Source organism: Nitrosovibrio sp. Nv4, from assembly GCF_900215485.1.
Taxonomy (GTDB): Bacteria; Pseudomonadota; Gammaproteobacteria; order Burkholderiales; family Nitrosomonadaceae; genus Nitrosospira.
Genome location: NZ_OCMZ01000001.1, coordinates 310,557 through 331,123, shown reverse-complemented (window position 1 = coordinate 331,123; position 20,567 = coordinate 310,557). Strand labels below are relative to the sequence as shown.

Genomic DNA, 20,567 nt, shown 5'->3' with positions numbered 1-20,567 from the left:
TCTCCCACTGATATTTTTCGAATCAACAGGAAAACAAGATGAGTCAAAATGAAAAGGATCGTTTGGAGCAGATTGCCGGGTTTTATCATTCAACTGAAGCGATCGAGGCTGTGGATCATTTTCATCTCTATTTAAGAGATATGGCAATTCCTCGGGAGGGTGGACGTTCCGCCTTGGAATTGGGCTGTGGCAGTGGGCGATGGACCCGGGTGCTTTGTGAACGCTATCAGGAAGTGGATGCGGTTGATGCTGCCGCCGAACTTGTCGAGCAAGTAGTCAACGAGATGAAGAACAAAGGCGCAACCATTCGCGGGCATGTTAATCTGATCGAGGATTTCCTGGAATCGCCAGGACGCACCTGGCACCATGTCTATTTGACCATGTTGCTCGAGCATGTGGAGGACCCCATTGACATACTTGTCAAAGCAAAAAGAGCATGTGACCCGGATGGTTCCATTTTTGTCGCTGTCCCCAATGCTTCGTCCATTCATCGCATCGTAGCAATGCGTGCCGGCCTGATTGGTAAGATCGACGAGCTGTCCAAAAGCGACTTGAAGGTTGGGCACAGAAGAGTTTATACGTTGGACTTGCTGAAACATCATCTGACCGCTGCCGGTTTTTTCATTTCAGAAGTTACACCGGTCGGATTAAAGCCAATTACGCATCAACAGATGCAAATCTTGCCGGACTCTGTTCTTTGGGCTCTCTGCCAATCAGGCGATCTGGCTCCCAACAATCCCGCCTATTTTGTTGTCAGGGCTACAGCCGGAATGCATGCTTTAACCTGAAAGAACCCGCCCACAAGACGAATGCTTGCCTGATCCCTGACGGTGATTGGCTGGTGAGGGGGCGGATCAGTTGGCTGCCGGAATGAAGCCGAAGCGGGTCAGTGTCAATTCCTGACACTCCCAAGAATAGAAAAAAGAACTGCTGCGCAGGGTAGCATAAAGTAAGTAAAACAACACAACCTCATACCCAACCGCTTGCACAACTTGACATACATAACTTAGAGGCCTGCTAACCCTAATAACCATATTGCATTACTCAGGTATACTTACAGGCATGGAAGTTACTCAAGTCCGGTACAAGCGAATCGTACATTGCCTGCAACTCGGGCTGGACATTATGTGCGGCATGTCGTCGGATCTTCAGCGACTGTCGCCCACCGGGAGAACGCTGCCCTGATGTTTCGATACGCTTCCCTGGTCGGCCACTACGCCGACAGCGTGCGGTTTGCGCGGCTGTCCTCCTCCGCGACCACCCTCCACGAGGTTCCGAGGCCGCTCCAGGTATGCAACCTTCGCGCGCCGGCGGAATCACTGGCTCTACTGCAAGGTTTTGCTGCCGTGTCCCTGGCGAATAACCATGTACAGGATTACGGCGGGACGGGCTGTCGGAATACGCTCGCAGCGCTCGGGCGGACAGGCATTGCTCATTTTGGTCTCGGCGACTACCCTATCTGCGCGCCTGTTTCCGGCAAACCCCGGCCATTGCACGGCAAAACGTGCGCATCCGCAAAGAGTATCAGACTGTGGTCACCGGCAGTTGGGCTGACCTCTTGAAGGTCTATCGCAGCTTCAACGGTCAGGACGTGATGAATCGTCTTGCCGCCGCAGTCATCGGCCGCCTGGAGCAATGAAACGCGGTCTGATCAAACTCGCGTTGACGTTGGCTCTGTTGCTAGCGTTGTTCCACTTGTTGGATATCTCCCCTGCCGGCATCCTCGACCGCCTGCGCAATTTTGGCTTTGTGGTTGTCGCGGCCCTGCTGCCGCTGACATTGATCCCATGGTTGGCCGCCAATCGCTGGGGTTATTTGCTGGGTTTAAGTGGTATCAAAGAGCGCATGCCTGTGCTCTGGGGGCTCAACTGGAAGGCAGCCTTTCTCGGTCTCTTCCTACCCGGATCGCAGGGTTTGGATTTTTTCCGCATCCTGTTCATCGAGCGTCGCCACCCCGGTAGTCGCGGCGTGGCGGGGAGCACGGTAGTCATCGAGCGGATGATCGGTTTCCTGCTGCTCGGCCTGTTTGCCCTTCTGGCCCTGTCCTTTGTCTATGATGAGGAGCGGTTCCGCCCGGTTCTGGTTCTGGTGATGGCGATGAACGGCGGGCTGTTCCTGCTGGTACCGGCGGTCTTTCTGGTACGCTGGAAGGCGCCGGAGCCGGGCAGCTCGCGCAACGCCCGGATGTTCGGCCGGGCGTTGCAGTATCTGCATCGCTTGCACCAGGCGGTACAGCGCTTTCCCTACCGTCTGGGCTTGCTCCCCACGGTGCTGTGGATCGCGGCCTTGCAACTGTCGCTGGTCACTGTCGTTCATCTGCTTTTCCTGGCCTTTGATCAACCAGTGCCCTTCGTGCAGAACCTGTTGCTGTACCCGTTGATCGGGATGTTGACGGTGGTGCCCTTGACCTTGAGCGGGTTTGGGGTTCGGGAAGGGGCGTTCGTGTTTTTCTATTCGCTGGTCGGCGTACCAGCGGAGGTGGCAGTGGGCGTCTCCCTGCTGACCTACCTATTGCTCATCGGCATCCCGTCCCTGCTGGGTGGGCTGCTGCTGCTGTTTGATCGCGACGGGCAGACCGGCATTCCGCGCGGATGAGCAGGACAGGCTGCTAGGCTATCTTTTGAATTTCCCCTTGAATTTTTGTCTCCTGTCAGCGAAACGTCCACTCAGGTCGAACGCATTGTCAGCGATTTTGCGAGGGTTTGATAGGAAGGGGGATGCCCCGAGGCATATCCGGATAAATAATAACGTGCAGGTTCGAAATGATTTTCCGCGGTAAAAGGCGCCAGGAATTTATCGGCTACCAGTTCCCTCCTGATAAAAAAGGCATTTGCTCCGGATAAATTGCAACCTACAAGGCAGTATCCCATTTTATGCAGATTGACCTCGAGAAATTTCAGCGAGGCACCAAAGCAATCATCGCCCACCCATGTGTGCTCCGCGGCATAATCCATGCAAAATAGAACGGGCGGCGCAAATTTGGCGTTATATTCAATCATGATCACCCGTGGACTGATGCAGGATATGGCTTGAAGCACATGGTAGTCATTTCCATCGATATCTACTGACAAAAGATCAATTTCGCTCTGTGTGATATCGGATGAAATCAGGTCATTAATATTCGACCTCGTAATAAAGGACTCGGTAACCTTTAATTTTCCGCTTTTTATAATGGGGGAAAAATGATTACGAATATTGGCAATCGCCGTGGAAGAGGCGTCAATCCATAAACCCTGCCAGTCGTCAAACAGAAGGGCGAGCGTGTTGTTTTCCAGCCCATTTCCGATCCCGAATTCCACAAATGTCTTGTTGGTCGTGCCAATCCTGCGGAATATTTCTCGTATGATTCCATCCTCATCATTTTGCGAATATATCTTTCCTCCGAAAGGCATTAGACTTTTAGGCTCCCGATAGCGTATATCGGCTCTCAGACGGTCTATTTCAGCCCGTACCGAAAGCTGATGGGTTCGATCGGCGTTGGCTGTCATATCTCCAAGCGAAACCGCCAAATGACGTGCGAATCTTTTCAGTTCTGTCAGCATGATTGTTCTGCTCTGTTATCGCCAAAAGGCTCGGATGGCCGCCACATCCAATTGATTATGTCAAAAAAGGCCTGCATTCCAGATTCTGATGAAGCCCAAATTCTTTCGAGCTTTTAACAGGTATGGTGTCTCCGGTTACGCGAATGATGGAAACCTGGTAATCCAGGGATTTCCATAGATCGAGCACATCATCTGGCGAGCAGTTGGCTCGTGCCAGATTGTCCAGGTCTAGCTCCATGAAGACAAGCGGGCGGAAGTGCGTGATTGTTTCCCTGGCACCCTCCAGTGCCTTTATTTCAGCTCCCTCAATATCGATTTTGATGACATCCACGTGTTTTAGGGTTCGGTCCCGGACATAGTCGTCCAAACGGATTAATGTTACCGCTTCGGAAACCTGCCGTGTCTCTTCGCCGCGGACAGTATAAAGGCTGGCCGCGCCGCTGTTATTCATCTCCCCAGTCTGGGAAGGCAGGAAAAGAACGGCTTCACCTGGCTGATCGTAGAGTCCTCTCCGGTTGAGAACGATGTTTTCGAAGCCGTTCAATTCAATATTGCGAGCCAGTCGGGCAAAATGATGCGCACTTGGCTCAAACGCATGCACTTGCCCGCGGTAGGCCCGACGGGCTGCTACAAGTGTAAAGCTGCCGATATTGGCGCCCACGTCGATGAAAACCCCGTTTACCGGCAAATGACGTTTGAGAAGCACGATGACGCCTTCATCAGCTTCCTGAAAGCCTTGCCAGAATATCTGAGACTCGATGTGGTCCGAAAGCAAGGTGACGATCCGGATATTGTCATCAAAAGTGGTTTCCAGTTCCAAAGGAGGATCAATCCGGGAGAAGCTTTTCCGGAGCCTCAGTATCAGCCTCCATGCCCAATGCTTTAAAACATCTGATCCCAGTGCATTGCGTACAATAGTTTGCAACAGGCGAGCCCACACTTTTAACATTTGCCGTCGTGACCTCTAAAAAACCATCATGAATAGACCACCGACAGGCCTGACTTTGCGGATCCGCTGCCATTCATCGGCTTTGCCCAACCTGTGCCGCCGCGTATAGCACTTTGGCATGGCATTCAGTGCTCCTTTCCCAGGAAAAGTCGGCTGCTCTGCGCAGTCCGGCGGCGACTTGTTCCGGCCTGAGGCCGGCTTTGCTACAAACAAGCTGCATGGCTTCCAACAATGCTCTTTCATCGCGCGGATCGACAGTCAAAGCCGCCGCTCCGGCAACTTCGGGGCATGCCGAAACATTCGATGTGATAACGGGACATCCAGACGCCATAGCTTCGACGATAGGCATGCCGAAGCCCTCATACAGAGATGGAAAGACGAAAGCGAGCGCACGCCGGTAAAGCCCGGCCACCTCCTCTGTCGTCAGGACATTCGAGAGCACCCGCACACCGTCGATTTTTTCATACCGGCCGGCACTATTTCTTGGAATTTTTAGCACAAGTTCAACATCATGGCTGCGTCTGAGCTGGCGAAACGCCCGCACAACCCGATGGATATTTTTACGTGGCTCGTCATTGGAGATATGAAAGAAATACGTTTCCGGTTCCATTCCGGAGTGAGGCGTGAATATTTTCTCATCCACCCCGTGATGGCAAACATGAATCCTTTCCGCGGGAACGTTCGTGAACCGTATCGCTTCTGCTTTCACAAAAGCAGAAACAGCGATAATACCTGCCACTCCGGTATGAGCCTCATGCCAGAGCGCGCGCTTACGTTTTGCATATCGGTCCGACATGATCAGACCTTTAAAGGTGCGGAAATACTCCCATCCGTTGAGAGCCACGGGCGCGAATCCATGGACCGTCACTACCAAGGGAGGAAGGTGGCTTCCCAGCAGAAATTCCGGAGGGGGATTGCCCCCGCCGGAACGAATATCCCATAGGACATCAACCGATTTTGGAAGGTTTCTCTTATCTGCGAATGGTATGACTATCACGCGGTGCCTGGGCAGGCATCTCTGGACATTCTCGGCATAAACCCTGAAGCTCTGAGGAATTTCAGGCCCCTGATAAACGCCAACGCGCAGCCCGGTATCTGTCATTTGATTAATTTCCCGCCAGGACGTATTTTATTGTCATGCTGAGATTCATGTAGTCCCACGCGTACGTGTTAATACTCACCATCCCGCAGCCCCACTAGGTGCGACCGGGCGCATAGAATCGCAAGGGGAAGGACAGGATCTGGTAGCCGATGGGTACGATCGCTTGTCATTTCGCGATAGAGACCGTTGCTGTAGAACCCTTGCCGCAGCTAACCCTTGCAATCGCGTATCATGGTTCAAAGGGTATTATCCTATGGACAGAAACGGCAATAATTTTTTTCCGAACGATCATCCGTTAATGTGAAAAATAATTTTTATGATTTATCGAAATGCAGAGTATTTGTGTTCCTCATTCTCAAAAGCGAAAAGTGAAAGTCGTGCGATAGTCGCAAATTGCCATAACTTATTCCTGCAGGGTGAATGAGCTATCAGTTTTCTGCAAAAAAGAGCGAGAGTCTCGGAAGCTGTAGATGACTTATAATGTCGCGATCACCTCAACCGCATATACAAAAACTTCCGAATCCTAGAGGTCAAGGTTAAACCTCTTGAGTATACCAATAAGAGAAAACTCTTCCAGCATGGCAGTGTTTGCGCCTACTGTTTCCATCATTATTCCTACCTATAATTGTGAGGCCTATATCGCCGAGACGCTCAACAGCGTACTCAGCCAGACTCTCAGGAATATTGAACTGATCATAGTCGATGATGGCTCCACGGATCGTACACGGGATATCGTGGCCTCCTACGGCTCACCTGTCCGGCTCCTGAGGCAGGCGAATTCAGGCGTATGCGCAGCCCGCAATTACGGAATCCGGGAGGCGTCCGGCCGGTATATCTGCCTGATGGACCATGACGACTACTGGTTTCCCGATAAGCTTGCGCTTCAGGTGGAGCAGATGGAAGCGAATCCGGAAATCGGGTTGGTCTACAGCTCATTTATCTGGTGGCATCCCGACGAAAAAGGCGTGTTTCCCGGTCCTGACAGCTTTGACGCGGCATCATTCCCCGCCGGCATCGACGAGGAATTTTCGGGCTGGATATATCACCAGCTCTTGCTTGATTGCTGGATATTGACCAGTGCAGCGTTGATACGCGCGGAAGTGTTCGATAAGTGCGGAGCATACGACGAATCTCTTCCTTATAGTGAGGATTGGGATCTCTGGCTGCGCATTTCGCGCGAGTATCCGGTTATCAAGTTGAATAAACCCTTGACGCTATATCGTCAGCACCCACAACAGGGAAACCGAATGGCGAGGGATATCGACTATCGGACCGAACTGCTATGCGGTGCAGCCGCAAAATGGGGATTGTGCAGTCGCGATGGCCGTTGCATTACCAAGCGTAAGTTCATACAAAATATCGCGTACTACCAGATGGAATTCGGCCTTAGGCATCTTGCATCGGGCAACCTGAAGATCGCCAATCATTCTTTGGTGAAGGCCTGGCTGAAGCACCCCGTCAAGTTGAAAACACTCGCATATATCCCCGCGGGGTTACTGGGGTGGCGACCGAAGTGGTAAGCAGGTTGCGTAGTGTTTTCGAGCGGTTATAAGCATTCTTGGAGCCATAACCAGGTGGGGCATGCGTATTTTTTGATCGCGGATAAGGCAGTCTCAATACTTGCGTATCCATTTTTCGATTAACCATACGGGCTTGACCAGCAACCAGCTCCAGGAAGTATAAATTCGAAAGAACTTGATCCTGTAGTCAGCGCGCTCTTGATTAAGATAACGGATTTGCTCAAGCAGCTCCACATTCCATTTTTCCCGATAAGCCGAAAAATCAGCCGCGACACTGTCGATCATTTCATACTGATGCTCGTTTTCAACCGTCATTTCCTTGAAAATTCGATATAGCTTGTGAGCCATCAATGACAGTCCTTCGTTTGCACTCCCCGGCATTTCCAGTACATCGGCTTTATGGTGGCGAAGATCAGGAGAAACAAATTCACTGATATTCTCGCTTGCTTCATTTACCGGTATGGGGAAGACAAGATGTGCTTCCCGTTCTATTCTTGACAATACCTCGGCAGGATTCTTGACAATCTGGTCAAAATCAATAAAAACTCGTGGTAGTCCCCTGGAATACAACTCGGCAGACAGCGAGTGGCTTAACCACAAAATCAATGCCTTTTCTCTGGAAAAACCGTCCCGTTTCTGCAAGGATGCAACCACCTCGAACGGGTTTCTGTTCATACAGATAAAAGTTGGTTTAATCTGCCGGGCGTTCAGAAGGGGAAGCCACAATGGCAGCAATCGGCACATGCGGGGATCCTTGAGTGCCCAGATAGAAGTGTCCGAAAAATCGCGTTCCACCAGTTTATCCAGCCGGTCAATAAACGGTTGAATCACTTTAGCCTCCCGCCATTTATCGCCCAAGGGCAACAGGTCATCCCACTGTGAGCCCAGGCCTAATAGTATTTCATCATGTGTATCGACAATATCCTCATGCTCCCAGAATCCTTTTTCGTTAACGCCCTTCTGGGGCGCATACAAACGCCTTCCCATCTTGACGCCCACGTGGCTCAGCAGTCCCGTTAGCAATGAAGTCCCGCTACGGTGCATTCCCAAAATGATCAACGCATTGTTATTGCTCACTCAAACCTCTGTTTATTCAGATCAAGATGCCGTTATTTGTTTAATACGGATGTCGACAAAATTTCCTTAATCGGCAAGAAAATGTTATTCGAAGCGAGCAGAGCCTATGGTGTGCGTATTGCAGCGGGTGTATAGGCGGCGCTCCTGCGTAACCCGCGCCGCCATCTCTGGCGTATGCAATCCCGCCATCCTGTTTACGTGATATGCCTATCCGCTAATAGCCTCGTGCATATAATGGCATACGGCAAAAACCCGTCCCCATTTTAGTCCAACTTGCAATGGCGACGCGAAAGTCGCCCGTAATTCTGTATTGTGCGAGTAGAAGCTTGCTGCCATAATTATTTCAACTCCTTGTTGGTCAATAAAGGCTATACGCTTGATCTTTACGCATAGTCCGGGTAGAGCAATCAGCCATGGAATTTCGTTGAACGCGCCAGGACGAACTCCAGCATTTTCATCGCGTGATGAGCTATCCGATTATCTCACTGGACCTAATATTATTATTGCGTCAGTTTCAGATGCAAGAACTGACAGCAGAACTGACAGCAGAAAATGAAACGTTTCCCACGATCTTGAACCGCAGGGCAAGCTGATTAATTGAATAGATCAAGGGTTGCGCGCCTTTAGCCGTTAGATTGTGTTGATCTGGATATAATTCAGGTCGTAAAAAAGAAGGCTCAAGGCTAAAGACATGAATAAAAGTACCAATACCGTGTGGCACAGTGCCACAATTACCCGCGGCCACCGGGAAAGGTTGAACGTACATCGTTCGGTGGTATTGTGGTTCACCGGTCTTTCCGGCTCGGGTAAATCCACTTTGGCGCATGCGGTGGAGGACAGGCTTTATCAGCTGGGCTGCCGCACGTTTGTGCTGGACGGCGACAATGTGCGGCAGGGTCTATGTTCGGATCTTGGTTTTTCGGTTCAGGATCGATCCGAAAACATCCGCCGTATAAGCGAGGCAGCTAAACTTTTGGTCGAGTCCGGGGTGATCGCGATGACCGCGTTTATTTCGCCGTTCCGAGCTGACCGCCAACGGGCGCGCAGTATTTTTCCACATGGGGATTTCATCGAAATCTTTTGTGAAGCCAGCCTGGATGTGTGTGAACATCGTGATATAAAAGGCCTCTACAAACGGGCCCGGGCTGGCGAGGTAAAGGAGTTTACGGGAATCTCGTCACCATATGAGGCACCCGTTAATCCAGAGCTGACGGTAAGGACGGGGGAACTGCCGCTTGAAGATTGCGTTGCACAGGTGATCGAATATCTGCAGCAACGCAATGTCTTCAGGCAAAGCCCGAATGGCAAAGATGAAAGCAGCGATCAAAAGGGCCGGGCAGAAATCGTTAGCCATAGGGCAGATTGACGGTTTATTTTGATGAAACTCAATCGGATCAGGACATCACAGTTGACGATGATTCTCCGCAATATCCTCTTCTTTGTTTTGTATCGTAAAGAGACGCGAACGGCTCCAAATCCCGGCGTGCCAGCATGAGAGACATTCTCGTCACCCTGATCGTCTTTGGTTGGCTCCCCCTGGTCTTCAAGAAGCCGTATATGGGCGCGTTGATGTGGGTGTGGATCAGTGTCATGAACCCGCATACCCAAGGGTGGGGATTTGCTACGACATTTCCGTTTGCGGCAATTATCGGTGGGGTGACAATAGTTTGCCTTGTGTTCTTGAAGGAGGAAAAAAGGTTCCCCGTCACCCCGGTTACCGGCGTCTTTATCTTTTTCGTATTATGGATGAATGTGACCTCGTTCTTTGCTATTTATCCGGACGAAATATACGACCAGTGGAACAAGGTCATGAAGATCATGCTGATGACTTTTGTAGTGTTCATGCTCATCAAGACAAAAAAACATATTCAGCTTCTCATCTGGACCATAGTCATCTCCCTGGGATACTACGGCGTCAAGGGCGGCATTTTTACGATAGTAGGTGGTGGAGTGAATATGGTCTTAGGGCCCCAAGGAACTTTCATTGGGGGAAATAATGAAATCGCTCTGGCGCTTATCATGACCATTCCCCTGATGCACTATCTGCAAACCATTTCCCCAAACATTTGGGTGCGCCACGGCTTGACGGCCGCCATGTTGCTTTGTGCGCTCGCCGCGCTAGGCTCCTACTCGCGCGGGGCTCTGCTGGCGATTGCAGCGATGGGTGCATTTCTATGGCTTAAAAGTCAGCACAAGGTCCGCATCGGACTGCTGTTGATCCTCGCTATTCCGCCGGCAATCGCGTTCATGCCCGAGCAATGGTCGGAAAGAATGGATTCCATTAATACCTATGAAGAGGACGGCTCCGTTCAGGGGCGTTTCAATGCCTGGTGGATGGCCTATAATCTGGCCAAGGAACGGCCATTGACAGGCGGTGGCTTTGAGGTGATTACGCCTGAGCTGTTTTACCTTTATGCCCCCCATCCAACGGACCTGCATGCTGCCCATAGCGTTTATTTCCAGGCTCTCGGCGAACATGGCTTTGTCGGGCTCGGATTGTACCTGTTACTGGGACTCTTAACATGGCGGACAGGTTCATGGATCATTCGAAATACGAGAAATCTCGAAGAATACAGGTGGGCCTCCAACATGGCGACCATGATCCAGGTGTCGCTCATTGGTTTTGCCACAGGCGGAGCATTTCTCAGCCTGCTCTATTTTGATGTGCCGTACTATCTCATGGGGGTCATGGTGGCGACTCGTGTTCTGGTGGCAAAAGAATTGAAGCAGAAAGGCTCGTCGGTTTCCGATAAAAAAGGCACCGGTTCTACACGTCAATTTGGGCAGATAAATCCGATACAACCCCAGGCCCAGGCCCAGCCCCAGCCGATTGCTCGAGATTCCGGCTAGGCATGGATATCGCTATCGGAAGAACTGGAAGCCGCAGTTCCTTTGCCAATTATCTGGCCGCTCTGGCCGTATTTCCGGGCCTTACCTATGGAAACGCCTGAGCGGGGCTACACGCAAGCTCCTGTTAAGCCTATTCCACCACGGCTCACATCGCCGAGCCGCGCGTTCCTGCAACTATTTTCGCCAGGTGGTTTGCACAGCCGTTTGTCCATATTGATCTATCACCGAGTGCTGTCTCGGCAAGACCCTTTATTTCCAGACGAAAGCGAAGCGGAAGCGTTTGATCGGCAAATAGGGCATCTTGCAGCCTGCTTCAGAATCATACCGCTTGGGGACGCAGTCCAGTGCTTGGGTAAGGGGACGTTGCCGCCGCGTGCCGCCTGTATCACCTTTGATGATGGCTATGCGGATAACGCGGAAATCGCCTTGCCAATTCTGCAAAAACATGGAGTCTCCGCCACTTTTTTTGTTGCGACCAGTTTCCTTGACGGTGGGAGGATGTTTAACGATACGGTGATAGAGTTAATCCGTTATGCGCCGGGAAGCACAGTTGATCTTGACAGTTTAGGCTTGGGAAGGTTTGAGATCGAAACAATTCCTCAACGCCGCCAAGCCATCTCTCACCTATTGAGCAAGCTCAAGTACTTACCTCCCGCATCGAGGCAATCGAAGGTGGAGGCAATGTGTGCGCTCATCCCCGTCGTCCCCGCTACCAATCTCATGATGACCTCGGATCAGGTCAGGATACTGCACGCGGCAGGGATGGAAATTGGCGGGCATACGGCCAGTCATCCTATTCTGGCGCAAATGGAAAATAGCGCAGCTTGCGCCGACATTGCCACTGGCAAAGAGATGCTCGAGGGGATTATCCGCGCGCCGGTGCGGCTTTTTGCTTACCCAAACGGCAAGCCGGGGCAGGACTATTTACCGGATCATGTTAGTATGGTCAAGAATCTTGGCTTTGATGCGGCGGTTTCAACGGCCCATGGAGCAGCCAGAACGGGCAGTGATCTGTTTCAGTTACCGCGATTCACGCCGTGGGACCGCGAGCCGGTACGTTTTACCCTGCGAATGGTTCAAAACCTGCTGAGGGCAGTAGAAACGGTATAGCGGCCATTTCAAGATACGGCATTACGAATTTCTAACGAACCCACTATATTTACTTATGGATAGGCCGATTACGGGTTTCGAGCTCGACAGCGAAGGAGATCCCATAGCGCTTCTCAGTTGCGGGCATATGCAGCATGTTCGGCATAATCCGCCATTTATCAATCGCCCCTGGGTTACTACTGAGGAAGGCCGCAACAGCATGATGGGACAGACGCTCAACTGCGTTCGATGCGATAAATTCGAACTGCCCGATAATTTTATTCCTTACAAGCGGACGGCGGTCTTTACCGAGGAATCTGTTCCCGGCGCATTGAGAAAAGATCACTCCACAAAAACCGGTGTGTGGGGAAAGATTGTCGTGGAAGAAGGAAAACTTCGCTATCGCGTATCCGACCTGGGGGCGGACGTGGAATTATCTCCGGACAACACCGGAATTGTCATTCCGGAAGTTCTGCATAATGTGGAACCGCTGGGCGCAGTCCATTTTTTCGTGGAATTCTATCGGGCGCCGGATAAGGCTACCTAATAATTATAAGGCTGCAGGGATATAAGTAATTGGCATAAATTGCGTGGGTGTTATCGGGTATCCGGACTAATTCCCGGTGTCAGCATGGGTTGATGATTCTTTCCTGAAGCAAACACTGTCATTCTCGGAGTGGATATACCCTGTCTTTGAATGTCATGGGTTCCGCATTTGCGGAAACGGAAAATAAGCAGCACAACCGGTCCCCCGCAACCGGTAGATTTTCGGTTCGGGGAGGGGAGGCGCAACGGATGTGGCAATAGCAACAGCCCAGCCTGATCTTTGACTTGAGTCGACAATTGGCGTGTAGCCTTCGATTGGAAGAAAAAAAGCGTGGAATGACGTGCCCCAGTTTGAAAGCCCCCTGGAACTTAGTCCGCGATTGAGAGGGTGGCTTGCCTGCAACGGATTAATGACCGGGCTTTGCTCCGAACCAGCGTAATCAATGTATCCGTCGAGATCCCTGCGCAGAAAGGAATTTTCATGCGTCCACCAGAAAGATCCGGGATGTTCGCCATCCAGAAACGAAACAATTCCAAGGCCATTGCCACTTCCCGCCCAATTGACAGCGTTTACCAAATGTCCCAGCGCGCCGTCCCAACAATCGGTTGAAGTAAACAGGGGAGCGCATTTGCCATCACCTTTTGAGGAACGCGAATCATCCGGAATATTTCCAGTGTCTCCGCGGATTGTATGAAAATCGGCATCGGCGGCGGTAATAAAGGTTCGATCTCCCCGGGCAGCTTCAATCGCTGCCCTGTTATCCAGAATGCCGCTGTAATCCGGCACTGCTGGCGGTCCATGTGCCGATCCGGTAAGAAAAGCTTCCCCGCTTTCAATTACCAGAACATCAAACGCGGCAAAATCCGGTGCCACGCTGCCTGCATCCCAGTAAGTCAAATTCCAGCCTAAACCGCTGGTTTGAGGAAGAGTATGAACAATTTTGGAGAGTTGTGAAATTTTCTGCCGATATTCGGAGGCCTGGCCAGCATAGGTGTACCACAATACATTGATAGAGGCGCTTTGCGCTGATGAAGTAAAGATGAGGCTCGTGGCCAGCGCCGTAAAAAAAATCCAGGGACGAATGCTTCTCATCGTAACCCCTTGTCAAGTTAAGGGAACAAGCAATAATCGTAGCTTGATATTCGGAAATTACCAACAGGTGACGACATCCTGCCTCCCGCGCTTTTTTTAGAAATTCACAACGCAAGTATGGACTTTCCATTGACTGTCGGGCTCAAGCAGATTAGAATCCGCGTGTTTTGAAAATCAGTCAAGCCAAGCCTTGAAAATCCGGTATGGCCTAAGAAGAACCGAAGAGGGCGCCGGCTGGGAACGAAAATCAGGTCTTCCGAGAACAGATTTGCAACCCGCCTAATGTCACATCAAGCAGTTGCTTTCTGACACGCCAAAAAATATGCCCTGGATACGAAACAAGCCAGTTCGCATTGTCATGCGTTGGCAGTTGATCGTCACTGTGGCGATGGTGCTGGCCCTCGGCCTGGTGCGGGGATTTCACGGCGCAGCTTCGGCATTGTTGGGAGGAGTGGTCAGTATTATTTCCGCTGCCGCTTTTTCGGCAATTATCTCCCGGTACCAGGGGTCCACTGCGGGCGGCGTATTGATTACGGCACTGAAAGCGGAAGCGGTGAAAATCATCGTTATGGTTGTCCTGCTGTGGCTCGTGCTGACACTGTACAAAGATGTTGTCGCGGTCGGATTCATCGGAACATTTGCGCTTACCGTCCTGATTTTCGGAATGGCGTTGTTTGTAACGGATGACGCAAAGGTTGCACGAATAAAATAGTTTGAACGGATAAAAAATGGCATCAGGCGCAGAGCTCACTCCCACTTCATACATGGCGCATCACCTGACGAACCTGACAGGTTCGGTCGGTGAAGGCGCGTTCTGGACAGTGCATATCGACACGCTTGTAATGTCGCTGCTGATCGGTATCGTCAGCTTCGGCTTTCTGTGGTGGGTCGTGCGCGGCGCTACCTCCGGCGTTCCCGGCAAGCGCCAGGCTTTTGTCGAACTGGCCATCGAGTTTATCGACGGCCAGGTCAAAAGCACTTTCCATGGTGACCGGCACGCATTTGTCGCCCCGGCAGCCCTCACTGTGTTTGTGTGGGTGTTCATGATGAATGCAGTCGATTTCCTACCCATAGACATTATGGCGGCGGTATACGAATTGCTGGGCTTGCACAACTGGCGCAGCGTTCCCACCGCCGATGTGAACACCACATTCGCGCTTGCGCTCTCCGTCTGGCTGCTGATGATTTTTTTCAACGTGAAAGTCAAGGGGTTGGGTGGCTGGATACATGAACTGGTCTGCACCCCCTTCGGCAAGAACCCCCTGTTATGGCCGGTCAACATCCTGTTTAACCTGGTCGAATACGTTTCCAAGCCGCTTTCCCACTCCCTGCGTCTTTATGGAAACATCTATGCAGGGGAAATCATTTTCCTGCTGCTGGGCATGTGGGCCGCTACCGGTTTGGCCGGCACCGTATTCGGAACGCTGCTGGGCGCGGGATGGGCCATCTTCCACATTTTAATCGTCACATTACAGGCTTTTATTTTCATGATGCTGACGGTTGTTTATCTTTCCATGGCGCATGAGTCACACTGATTCAACGCTGTCTGTTTATCAAATCACTATTTAACTACCACGACGAGAGGAAAACGAGATGGACAATTTGCAATACTTGGCGATGATTCAGGCCTATACGGGCATTGGTATCGGCCTGATGATCGGCCTCGGCGCAGCGGGTGCCTGTATCGGTATCGGCATCATGTGCAGCAGCTTCCTTGAGGGCGCTGCGCGTCAACCGGAAATGATGCCGACGCTGCAAGGCAAAGTGTTCCTGTTACTCGGATTGATCGATGCGTCGTTTATTATCGGGGTTGGTCTGGCAATGCTCTTTGCGTTCGGCAATCCATTGCTGGCCGTCATCAAATAATAATGCCGGCTCTCGGTACCATTCTCAGAGGCTAGCCATGAATATCAACTTCACGCTCATTTCTCAGGCGATGGCGTTCGCCATATTTATCTGGTTCACAGTCAGGTTCGTCTGGCCTCCACTGATGCGCGCCATCGAAAACCGGCAGAAAAGCATCGCCGACGGACTGGCGGCAGGCGAGCGGGGCAGGAACGAACTGGAATTGGCCAGCCATCGTTCCGCCGATGTGGTGAGGGAAGCCAAACACCGGGCAACCGATATCATTGCCCAGGCAGAAAAACGCGCCGCCGAGATCGTCGAAGAAGCGAAGGCGGCAGCGAAGGATGAAGGCGATCGCATTCTCGTGGGCGCCAAGGCAGAGGTCGAGCAGGAAGTATTTCGTGCAAGGGAAACCCTGAGGCAACAAGTGGCGGATATCGCTCTGGCGGGCGCCACAAAAATTCTGCGCCGGGAAGTGGATGCCAAAGCGCACGCGGATTTGCTTGCATCCATCAAAGCGGAACTCTAAGCGATGGCTGAAGCTCGTACGATTGCACGGCCTTACGCTGAGGCGGTTTTCAAGTTGGCGAAAGCTAATGAAGAGCTGCCTGCATGGTCTGGAATGCTGCAACTTGCCGCGGCAATCGCTGCGGACGGCCAAATTCGGTCGCTCATCGGTAATCCAAAAGTCCCGCCAAGACGCTTGGGCGAACTGCTTCTCGACATATGCGGCGACAACCTCAACGACGAAGGCCGCAATTTCGTTTTGCTGTTGGCGGAAAATGGCAGAATCGAAATATTGCCCGAGGTGAGTGAGCTGTTCGAGCAACTCAAGACCCGCCATGAAGGCGTGTTGAGCGCGAACATTATTTCTGCGTTTGCCGTGAGCGATGCTCAATTGAGAGATCTGGTGACCGATCTGGAAATCAAGTTCAAGCGAAAAATAGAACCCAAGGTAAGTATCGATCCGGAATTGATAGGCGGGGTGAAAGTTGAGATCGGCGATGAAGTGCTCGACGCTTCTGTGCGAGGTAAACTGGAAGCCATGGCTGTTGCACTTAAAAGCTAGGAGCTATTTGAAATGCAGTTAAATCCATCCGAAATCAGTGAACTGATAAAAAGCAGAATTGAAGGACTTGCCGTCTCCGCGGAAGTCCGCACTCAGGGCACTATTGTTTCAGTCACCGACGGTATCGTGCGCATTCACGGCCTTTCCGACGTGATGCAGGGCGAGATGCTGGAATTTCCCGGCAATACTTACGGTCTTGCGCTCAATCTCGAACGCGACTCTGTCGGCGCGGTGATCATGGGCGAATACGAGCACATTACCGAGGGCGATATCGTCAAATGTACTGGCCGTATTCTTGAGGTCCCGGTAGGCGAAGAACTGATAGGCCGGGTAGTTAACTCGCTAGGGCAGCCGATCGATGGCAAAGGCCCGATCAAAACGCAACGTTCCGAGCCGATTGAAAAAATTGCACCGGGTGTGATATGGCGGCAATCGGTGAACCAGCCCGTGCAGACAGGGCTTAAATCCATTGATTCAATGGTCCCGATTGGGCGCGGCCAGCGGGAATTGATCATCGGCGACCGGCAGACAGGCAAGACGGCGGTGGCGATAGATGCGATCATCAATCAGAAGGGCGAGAACATGACGTGCATCTACGTCGCGATCGGACAGAAGGCGTCGTCCATCAACAACGTAGTGCGCAAGCTTGAACAACACGGAGCGATGGAATACACGATCGTGGTGGCTGCCACCGCGTCTGAGTCGGCGGCGCTGCAATTCATTGCGCCTTACTCCGGTTGCACCATGGGCGAGTACTTCCGCGACACCGGTAGAGACGCGCTCATCATTTATGACGATCTGACCAAGCAGGCATGGGCTTACCGGCAGATTTCGCTGTTATTGCGGCGACCGCCCGGACGAGAGGCTTATCCTGGCGACGTGTTTTATTTGCATTCGCGTCTATTGGAACGCGCCGCGCGAGTCAGTGCGGCATATGTGGAAAACGCCACCAATGGCGCAGTCAAGGGAAAAACGGGTTCACTTACGGCGCTTCCGGTCATTGAGACCCAGGCGGGTGACGTCACTGCTTTCGTTCCCACCAACGTTATTTCGATTACCGACGGCCAGATCTTTCTGGAAAGTGATTTGTTCAATGCCGGTATCCGTCCGGCCATCAATGCGGGTGTTTCAGTATCTCGCGTAGGCGGCGCGGCACAGACAAAGGTTATTAAAAAGCTGGGTGGCGGTGTGCGTCTCGCATTGGCCCAATATCGCGAGCTAGCGGCATTTGCGCAATTTGCCTCCGACCTCGACGAAGCTACGCGCCGACAATTGGAACGCGGCAAGATGGTCACGGAATTAATGAAGCAGCCTCAATATGCCACCTTGAGCGTATCCGAGATGGCGATTACCCTGTTCGCCGTCAACAAGGGATATCTGGATGATGTCGACGTGAGGCGTGCACTGGCGTTCGAGTCGGCGCTGAAAGGCCACATCCGCAGTAAATACGGCGCCATCATGGACAAAATAGAGACCACGAAGGATCTCAACGCTGAGACCGAGAAGGAACTCGACGACGCGATTCAGGATTTCAAAAAGAACGGAACGTACTAAGCGATGGCCGGCAGCAGAGAAATACGCAACAAGATCAAAAGCGTAAAAAATACGCAGAAGATCACGCGCGCCATGGAAATGGTGGCGGCTTCCAAAATGCGGAAGGCGCAGGAGCGCATGAAGAAAGCGCGCCCATATGGCGACAAGATCCGTAATGTCGCTGCGCACATGAGCCGTGCCTACACCGAGTACCGGCATCCATTTCTGGTGGACCGCGACACGGTGAAACGGATCGGCATTGTTGTGGTGACGTCTGACAAGGGTTTGTGTGGTGGACTCAACACGAACGTATTGCGTATGGCGGTAAGTAAAATGAAGGCCTGGGAAGCGGAGGGCGAGCAGATCGAAGCGTGCTGCATCGGCAACAAGGGCCTCGGATTCATGAACCGGCTTGGCGCCAATGTCATTTCGCACGTAGTAAGCCTGGGCGATGCGCCGGATCTGGAGAAATTGATTGGCGCCGTAAAAGTCTTGCTGGATGGTTACACCCAGGATCGCTTCGATCGCGTATATATTTTTTACAACCGTTTCATCAATACGATGAAACAGGAACCGGTGATGGAACAGTTGCTCCCGCTTTCCGACGAGCGTCTCAAAGCGGGTGACGGCCCTACCGGTCAGCGCGGCGTATGGGATTATATTTACGAACCTGAAGCCAAGCCAGTGATAGACGACATCATGGTGCGGTATGTCGAGGCGCTGATTTACCAGGCTCTGACAGAAAACATGGCGTCCGAACAATCGGCGCGAATGGTGGCAATGAAAGCCGCGTCGGACAACGCCGGGAATGTGATCAATGAATTGACGCTGATTTACAACAAATCGCGCCAGGCCGCCATTACCAAGGAATTGTCGGAAATTGTCGGGGGCGCGGCAGCCGTTTAAATATTTTGATTTAGCATTTTAGGGAACAACATGAGCCAGGGAAAAATTGTTCAGTGTATCGGCGCGGTGGTCGACGTCGAGTTTGCGCGCGAAGAGATGCCGAAAGTGTATGACGCGCTTGTGCTTGAGGGAACGGAGCTGACGCTCGAAGTACAGCAGCAGTTGGGAGACGGCGTGGTGCGCACGATTGCGCTTGGATCCTCTGATGGGCTGCGCCGCGGCATGATGGTATCGAATACCGGCGACCAGATTCAAGTCCCCGTCGGCACCAAGACTTTGGGTCGGATCATGGACGTCCTCGGCAGGCCGATCGACGAGATGGGGCCTATCGGTGCTGAAAAAACCATGTCGATTCACCGGAAGGCGCCGGCATTCGACGAGCTTTCCGCTTCTACCGAACTGCTGGAAACGGGTATCAAGGTTATCGATCTGGTCTGTCCATTCGCCAAAGGCGGAAAGGTAGGGCTGTTTGGCGGCGCGGGCGTGGGCAAGACAGTCAACATGATGGAACTGATTCGCAATATCGCCATCGAGCATAGCGGGTTTTCCGTGTTTGCCGGCGTGGGCGAGCGGACTCGTGAAGGTAACGATTTCTATCACGAAATGAAAGATTCCAACGTGCTGGACAAGGTCGCGCTGGTTTACGGGCAAATGAACGAGCCGCCTGGCAACCGGTTGCGCGTGGCACTGACTGGTCTGACTATGGCGGAATTTTTCCGTGACGAAGGCCGCGACGTGCTGCTCTTTGTAGACAACATCTATCGTTTCACCCTGGCAGGTACCGAAGTATCGGCCTTGCTGGGCCGGATGCCATCCGCTGTGGGTTACCAGCCGACACTGGCTGAGGAAATGGGCCGCCTTCAGGAACGCATCACATCGACCAAGTCCGGTTCCATCACTTCGATTCAGGCCGTCTATGTGCCGGCCGATGACTTGACCGATCCGTCTCCCGCCACGACTTTCGGTCACCTTGACGCAACCGTCGTGTTATCGCGCGACATCGCTTCACTCGGGATATACCCGGCAGTGGATCCGCTTGATTCCACCTCGCGCCAGCTCGATCCGCTGGTGGTTGGCGAAGAGCACTACACTACCGCACGCGATGTGCAGCAAACCCTGCAGCGTTATAAGGAATTGCGCGACATCATCGCGATTCTGGGAATGGACGAACTTTCACCGGAAGACAAACTGGCTGTGGCGCGGGCGCGCAAGATTCAGCGTTTTCTTTCACAGCCCTTCAACGTTGCGGAAGTATTTACCGGTTCGCCCGGCAAATACGTATCCTTGAAAGAAACCATCAAGGGTTTCAAGGGCATCGTTGCGGGAGAGTACGATCACTTGCCGGAACAGGCGTTCTATATGGTTGGCGGCATAGACGAAGCGGTCGAAAAAGCCAAAACTTTACAATAACGAGATAGCTTCATGAGCCTGGCCTCGCAATGCAAC

At 52.2% G+C, this 20,567-nt stretch carries 22 protein-coding genes; 17 read left to right on the top strand and 5 right to left on the bottom strand.

Annotation, left to right across the window (positions count from 1 at the left end):
- Positions 1 to 38 precede the first annotated feature (38 nt).
- The 4 genes from CRO05_RS01390 to CRO05_RS01380 all read left to right on the top strand — a co-directional run bounded on the left by CRO05_RS01390 (position 39) and on the right by CRO05_RS01380 (position 2,595).
- On the top strand, positions 39 to 788 hold the full coding sequence (locus CRO05_RS01390; RefSeq protein ID WP_097065504.1) for a bifunctional 2-polyprenyl-6-hydroxyphenol methylase/3-demethylubiquinol 3-O-methyltransferase UbiG: 750 nt from the start codon (positions 39 to 41) through the stop codon (positions 786 to 788).
- A gap of 396 nt (positions 789 to 1,184) precedes the next feature.
- Complete coding sequence (locus CRO05_RS16075) at positions 1,185 to 1,562, top strand: CapA family protein (protein ID WP_097065503.1); 378 nt, start codon at positions 1,185 to 1,187, stop codon at positions 1,560 to 1,562.
- On the top strand, positions 1,505 to 1,639 hold the full coding sequence (locus CRO05_RS15985; RefSeq protein ID WP_255405849.1) for a hypothetical protein: 135 nt from the start codon (positions 1,505 to 1,507) through the stop codon (positions 1,637 to 1,639). Before CRO05_RS16075 ends, CRO05_RS15985 begins: the two co-directional genes overlap by 58 nt.
- Positions 1,636 to 2,595, top strand: coding sequence for a lysylphosphatidylglycerol synthase transmembrane domain-containing protein (locus CRO05_RS01380; protein ID WP_097065502.1), 960 nt, complete (start codon positions 1,636 to 1,638; stop codon positions 2,593 to 2,595). The genes CRO05_RS15985 and CRO05_RS01380 overlap by 4 nt, the downstream gene beginning before the upstream one ends.
- A gap of 71 nt (positions 2,596 to 2,666) precedes the next feature.
- Here the strand turns inward: CRO05_RS01380 and CRO05_RS01375 are convergent, their stop codons facing one another.
- From CRO05_RS01375 to CRO05_RS01365, 3 genes are all read right to left on the bottom strand, one after another.
- Positions 2,667 to 3,542, bottom strand: a complete 876-nt coding sequence (locus tag CRO05_RS01375) for a hypothetical protein (protein WP_097065501.1) — start codon at positions 3,540 to 3,542, stop codon at positions 2,667 to 2,669.
- 55 nt (positions 3,543 to 3,597) lie between these two features.
- On the bottom strand, positions 3,598 to 4,491 hold the full coding sequence (locus CRO05_RS01370) for an FkbM family methyltransferase (RefSeq protein ID WP_097065500.1): 894 nt from the start codon (positions 4,489 to 4,491) through the stop codon (positions 3,598 to 3,600).
- 73 nt (positions 4,492 to 4,564) lie between these two features.
- On the bottom strand, positions 4,565 to 5,593 hold the full coding sequence (locus CRO05_RS01365; RefSeq protein ID WP_097065499.1) for a glycosyltransferase family 1 protein: 1,029 nt from the start codon (positions 5,591 to 5,593) through the stop codon (positions 4,565 to 4,567).
- Positions 5,594 to 6,138: 545 nt separating this feature from the next.
- On the opposite strand from CRO05_RS01365, the gene CRO05_RS01360 reads away from it, so the two are divergent.
- Positions 6,139 to 7,113: a glycosyltransferase gene (locus CRO05_RS01360; RefSeq protein ID WP_235001240.1), complete on the top strand. Its 975-nt coding sequence runs from the start codon at positions 6,139 to 6,141 to the stop codon at positions 7,111 to 7,113.
- A gap of 93 nt (positions 7,114 to 7,206) precedes the next feature.
- Here the strand turns inward: CRO05_RS01360 and CRO05_RS01355 are convergent, their stop codons facing one another.
- Positions 7,207 to 8,190 (bottom strand): sulfotransferase family protein, encoded by a 984-nt coding sequence (locus tag CRO05_RS01355; RefSeq protein ID WP_097065497.1) that lies wholly within the window; start codon positions 8,188 to 8,190, stop codon positions 7,207 to 7,209.
- Between the two features lie 691 nt (positions 8,191 to 8,881).
- Here CRO05_RS01355 and cysC point away from each other — a divergent pair.
- From cysC to CRO05_RS01335, 4 genes are all read left to right on the top strand, one after another.
- Entirely contained in the window at positions 8,882 to 9,556 is a 675-nt protein-coding gene (gene cysC / locus CRO05_RS01350) for an adenylyl-sulfate kinase (protein WP_097065496.1), read from the top strand.
- A 125-nt stretch (positions 9,557 to 9,681) separates the two neighbouring features.
- The gene (locus CRO05_RS01345) at positions 9,682 to 11,040 is read left to right on the top strand and encodes a putative O-glycosylation ligase, exosortase A system-associated (protein ID WP_097065495.1); all 1,359 of its coding nucleotides are present in this window, start codon (positions 9,682 to 9,684) and stop codon (positions 11,038 to 11,040) included.
- Positions 11,041 to 11,082: 42 nt separating this feature from the next.
- Entirely contained in the window at positions 11,083 to 12,150 is a 1,068-nt protein-coding gene (locus tag CRO05_RS01340; RefSeq protein ID WP_235001239.1) for a polysaccharide deacetylase family protein, read from the top strand.
- 55 nt (positions 12,151 to 12,205) lie between these two features.
- The gene (locus CRO05_RS01335; RefSeq protein WP_097065493.1) at positions 12,206 to 12,676 is read left to right on the top strand and encodes a DUF3565 domain-containing protein; all 471 of its coding nucleotides are present in this window, start codon (positions 12,206 to 12,208) and stop codon (positions 12,674 to 12,676) included.
- Between the two features lie 153 nt (positions 12,677 to 12,829).
- Here the strand turns inward: CRO05_RS01335 and CRO05_RS01330 are convergent, their stop codons facing one another.
- Positions 12,830 to 13,768: a PEP-CTERM sorting domain-containing protein gene (locus tag CRO05_RS01330; protein ID WP_097065492.1), complete on the bottom strand. Its 939-nt coding sequence runs from the start codon at positions 13,766 to 13,768 to the stop codon at positions 12,830 to 12,832.
- Between the two features lie 322 nt (positions 13,769 to 14,090).
- Between CRO05_RS01330 and CRO05_RS01325 the strand changes: the two genes are divergently transcribed.
- Genes CRO05_RS01325 through atpD form a run of 8 tightly spaced genes read left to right on the top strand, consistent with a single transcriptional unit; the run spans position 14,091 to position 20,531 of the window.
- Positions 14,091 to 14,480: an ATP synthase subunit I gene (locus CRO05_RS01325; protein ID WP_097065491.1), complete on the top strand. Its 390-nt coding sequence runs from the start codon at positions 14,091 to 14,093 to the stop codon at positions 14,478 to 14,480.
- A gap of 16 nt (positions 14,481 to 14,496) precedes the next feature.
- Entirely contained in the window at positions 14,497 to 15,303 is an 807-nt protein-coding gene (gene atpB / locus CRO05_RS01320) for a F0F1 ATP synthase subunit A (protein WP_097065490.1), read from the top strand.
- A gap of 58 nt (positions 15,304 to 15,361) precedes the next feature.
- Positions 15,362 to 15,634 (top strand): F0F1 ATP synthase subunit C, encoded by a 273-nt coding sequence (atpE, locus tag CRO05_RS01315; RefSeq protein WP_074796793.1) that lies wholly within the window; start codon positions 15,362 to 15,364, stop codon positions 15,632 to 15,634.
- Positions 15,635 to 15,671: 37 nt separating this feature from the next.
- Complete coding sequence (locus tag CRO05_RS01310; RefSeq protein ID WP_097065489.1) at positions 15,672 to 16,142, top strand: F0F1 ATP synthase subunit B; 471 nt, start codon at positions 15,672 to 15,674, stop codon at positions 16,140 to 16,142.
- Between the two features lie 3 nt (positions 16,143 to 16,145).
- Entirely contained in the window at positions 16,146 to 16,682 is a 537-nt protein-coding gene (locus CRO05_RS01305) for a F0F1 ATP synthase subunit delta (protein WP_097065488.1), read from the top strand.
- A gap of 12 nt (positions 16,683 to 16,694) precedes the next feature.
- Positions 16,695 to 18,236 (top strand): F0F1 ATP synthase subunit alpha, encoded by a 1,542-nt coding sequence (gene atpA, locus CRO05_RS01300; protein ID WP_090882726.1) that lies wholly within the window; start codon positions 16,695 to 16,697, stop codon positions 18,234 to 18,236.
- Between the two features lie 3 nt (positions 18,237 to 18,239).
- On the top strand, positions 18,240 to 19,121 hold the full coding sequence (gene atpG, locus CRO05_RS01295) for a F0F1 ATP synthase subunit gamma (protein ID WP_090882728.1): 882 nt from the start codon (positions 18,240 to 18,242) through the stop codon (positions 19,119 to 19,121).
- Between the two features lie 30 nt (positions 19,122 to 19,151).
- A complete protein-coding gene (atpD, locus tag CRO05_RS01290; RefSeq protein ID WP_090882730.1) occupies positions 19,152 to 20,531 on the top strand; it encodes a F0F1 ATP synthase subunit beta in 1,380 nt (459 codons plus the stop codon).
- Positions 20,532 to 20,567: the final 36 nt, after the last annotated feature.

What these genes read in the sequence shown, in the direction of transcription:
- CRO05_RS01390 (WP_097065504.1), top strand. Translation starts at nt 39, where the DNA reads ATGAGTCAAAATGAAAAGGATCGTTTGGAGCAGATTGCCGGGTTTTAT.
- CRO05_RS16075 (WP_097065503.1), top strand. Translation starts at nt 1,185, where the DNA reads ATGTTTCGATACGCTTCCCTGGTCGGCCACTACGCCGACAGCGTGCGG.
- CRO05_RS01380 (WP_097065502.1), top strand. Translation starts at nt 1,636, where the DNA reads ATGAAACGCGGTCTGATCAAACTCGCGTTGACGTTGGCTCTGTTGCTA.
- CRO05_RS01375 (WP_097065501.1), bottom strand. Translation starts at nt 3,542, where the DNA reads ATGCTGACAGAACTGAAAAGATTCGCACGTCATTTGGCGGTTTCGCTT.
- CRO05_RS01370 (WP_097065500.1), bottom strand. Translation starts at nt 4,491, where the DNA reads ATGTTAAAAGTGTGGGCTCGCCTGTTGCAAACTATTGTACGCAATGCA.
- CRO05_RS01365 (WP_097065499.1), bottom strand. Translation starts at nt 5,593, where the DNA reads ATGACAGATACCGGGCTGCGCGTTGGCGTTTATCAGGGGCCTGAAATT.
- cysC (WP_097065496.1), top strand. Translation starts at nt 8,882, where the DNA reads ATGAATAAAAGTACCAATACCGTGTGGCACAGTGCCACAATTACCCGC.
- CRO05_RS01345 (WP_097065495.1), top strand. Translation starts at nt 9,682, where the DNA reads ATGAGAGACATTCTCGTCACCCTGATCGTCTTTGGTTGGCTCCCCCTG.
- CRO05_RS01335 (WP_097065493.1), top strand. Translation starts at nt 12,206, where the DNA reads ATGGATAGGCCGATTACGGGTTTCGAGCTCGACAGCGAAGGAGATCCC.
- CRO05_RS01330 (WP_097065492.1), bottom strand. Translation starts at nt 13,768, where the DNA reads ATGAGAAGCATTCGTCCCTGGATTTTTTTTACGGCGCTGGCCACGAGC.
- CRO05_RS01325 (WP_097065491.1), top strand. Translation starts at nt 14,091, where the DNA reads ATGCCCTGGATACGAAACAAGCCAGTTCGCATTGTCATGCGTTGGCAG.
- atpB (WP_097065490.1), top strand. Translation starts at nt 14,497, where the DNA reads ATGGCATCAGGCGCAGAGCTCACTCCCACTTCATACATGGCGCATCAC.
- atpE (WP_074796793.1), top strand. Translation starts at nt 15,362, where the DNA reads ATGGACAATTTGCAATACTTGGCGATGATTCAGGCCTATACGGGCATT.
- CRO05_RS01310 (WP_097065489.1), top strand. Translation starts at nt 15,672, where the DNA reads ATGAATATCAACTTCACGCTCATTTCTCAGGCGATGGCGTTCGCCATA.
- CRO05_RS01305 (WP_097065488.1), top strand. Translation starts at nt 16,146, where the DNA reads ATGGCTGAAGCTCGTACGATTGCACGGCCTTACGCTGAGGCGGTTTTC.
- atpA (WP_090882726.1), top strand. Translation starts at nt 16,695, where the DNA reads ATGCAGTTAAATCCATCCGAAATCAGTGAACTGATAAAAAGCAGAATT.
- atpG (WP_090882728.1), top strand. Translation starts at nt 18,240, where the DNA reads ATGGCCGGCAGCAGAGAAATACGCAACAAGATCAAAAGCGTAAAAAAT.
- atpD (WP_090882730.1), top strand. Translation starts at nt 19,152, where the DNA reads ATGAGCCAGGGAAAAATTGTTCAGTGTATCGGCGCGGTGGTCGACGTC.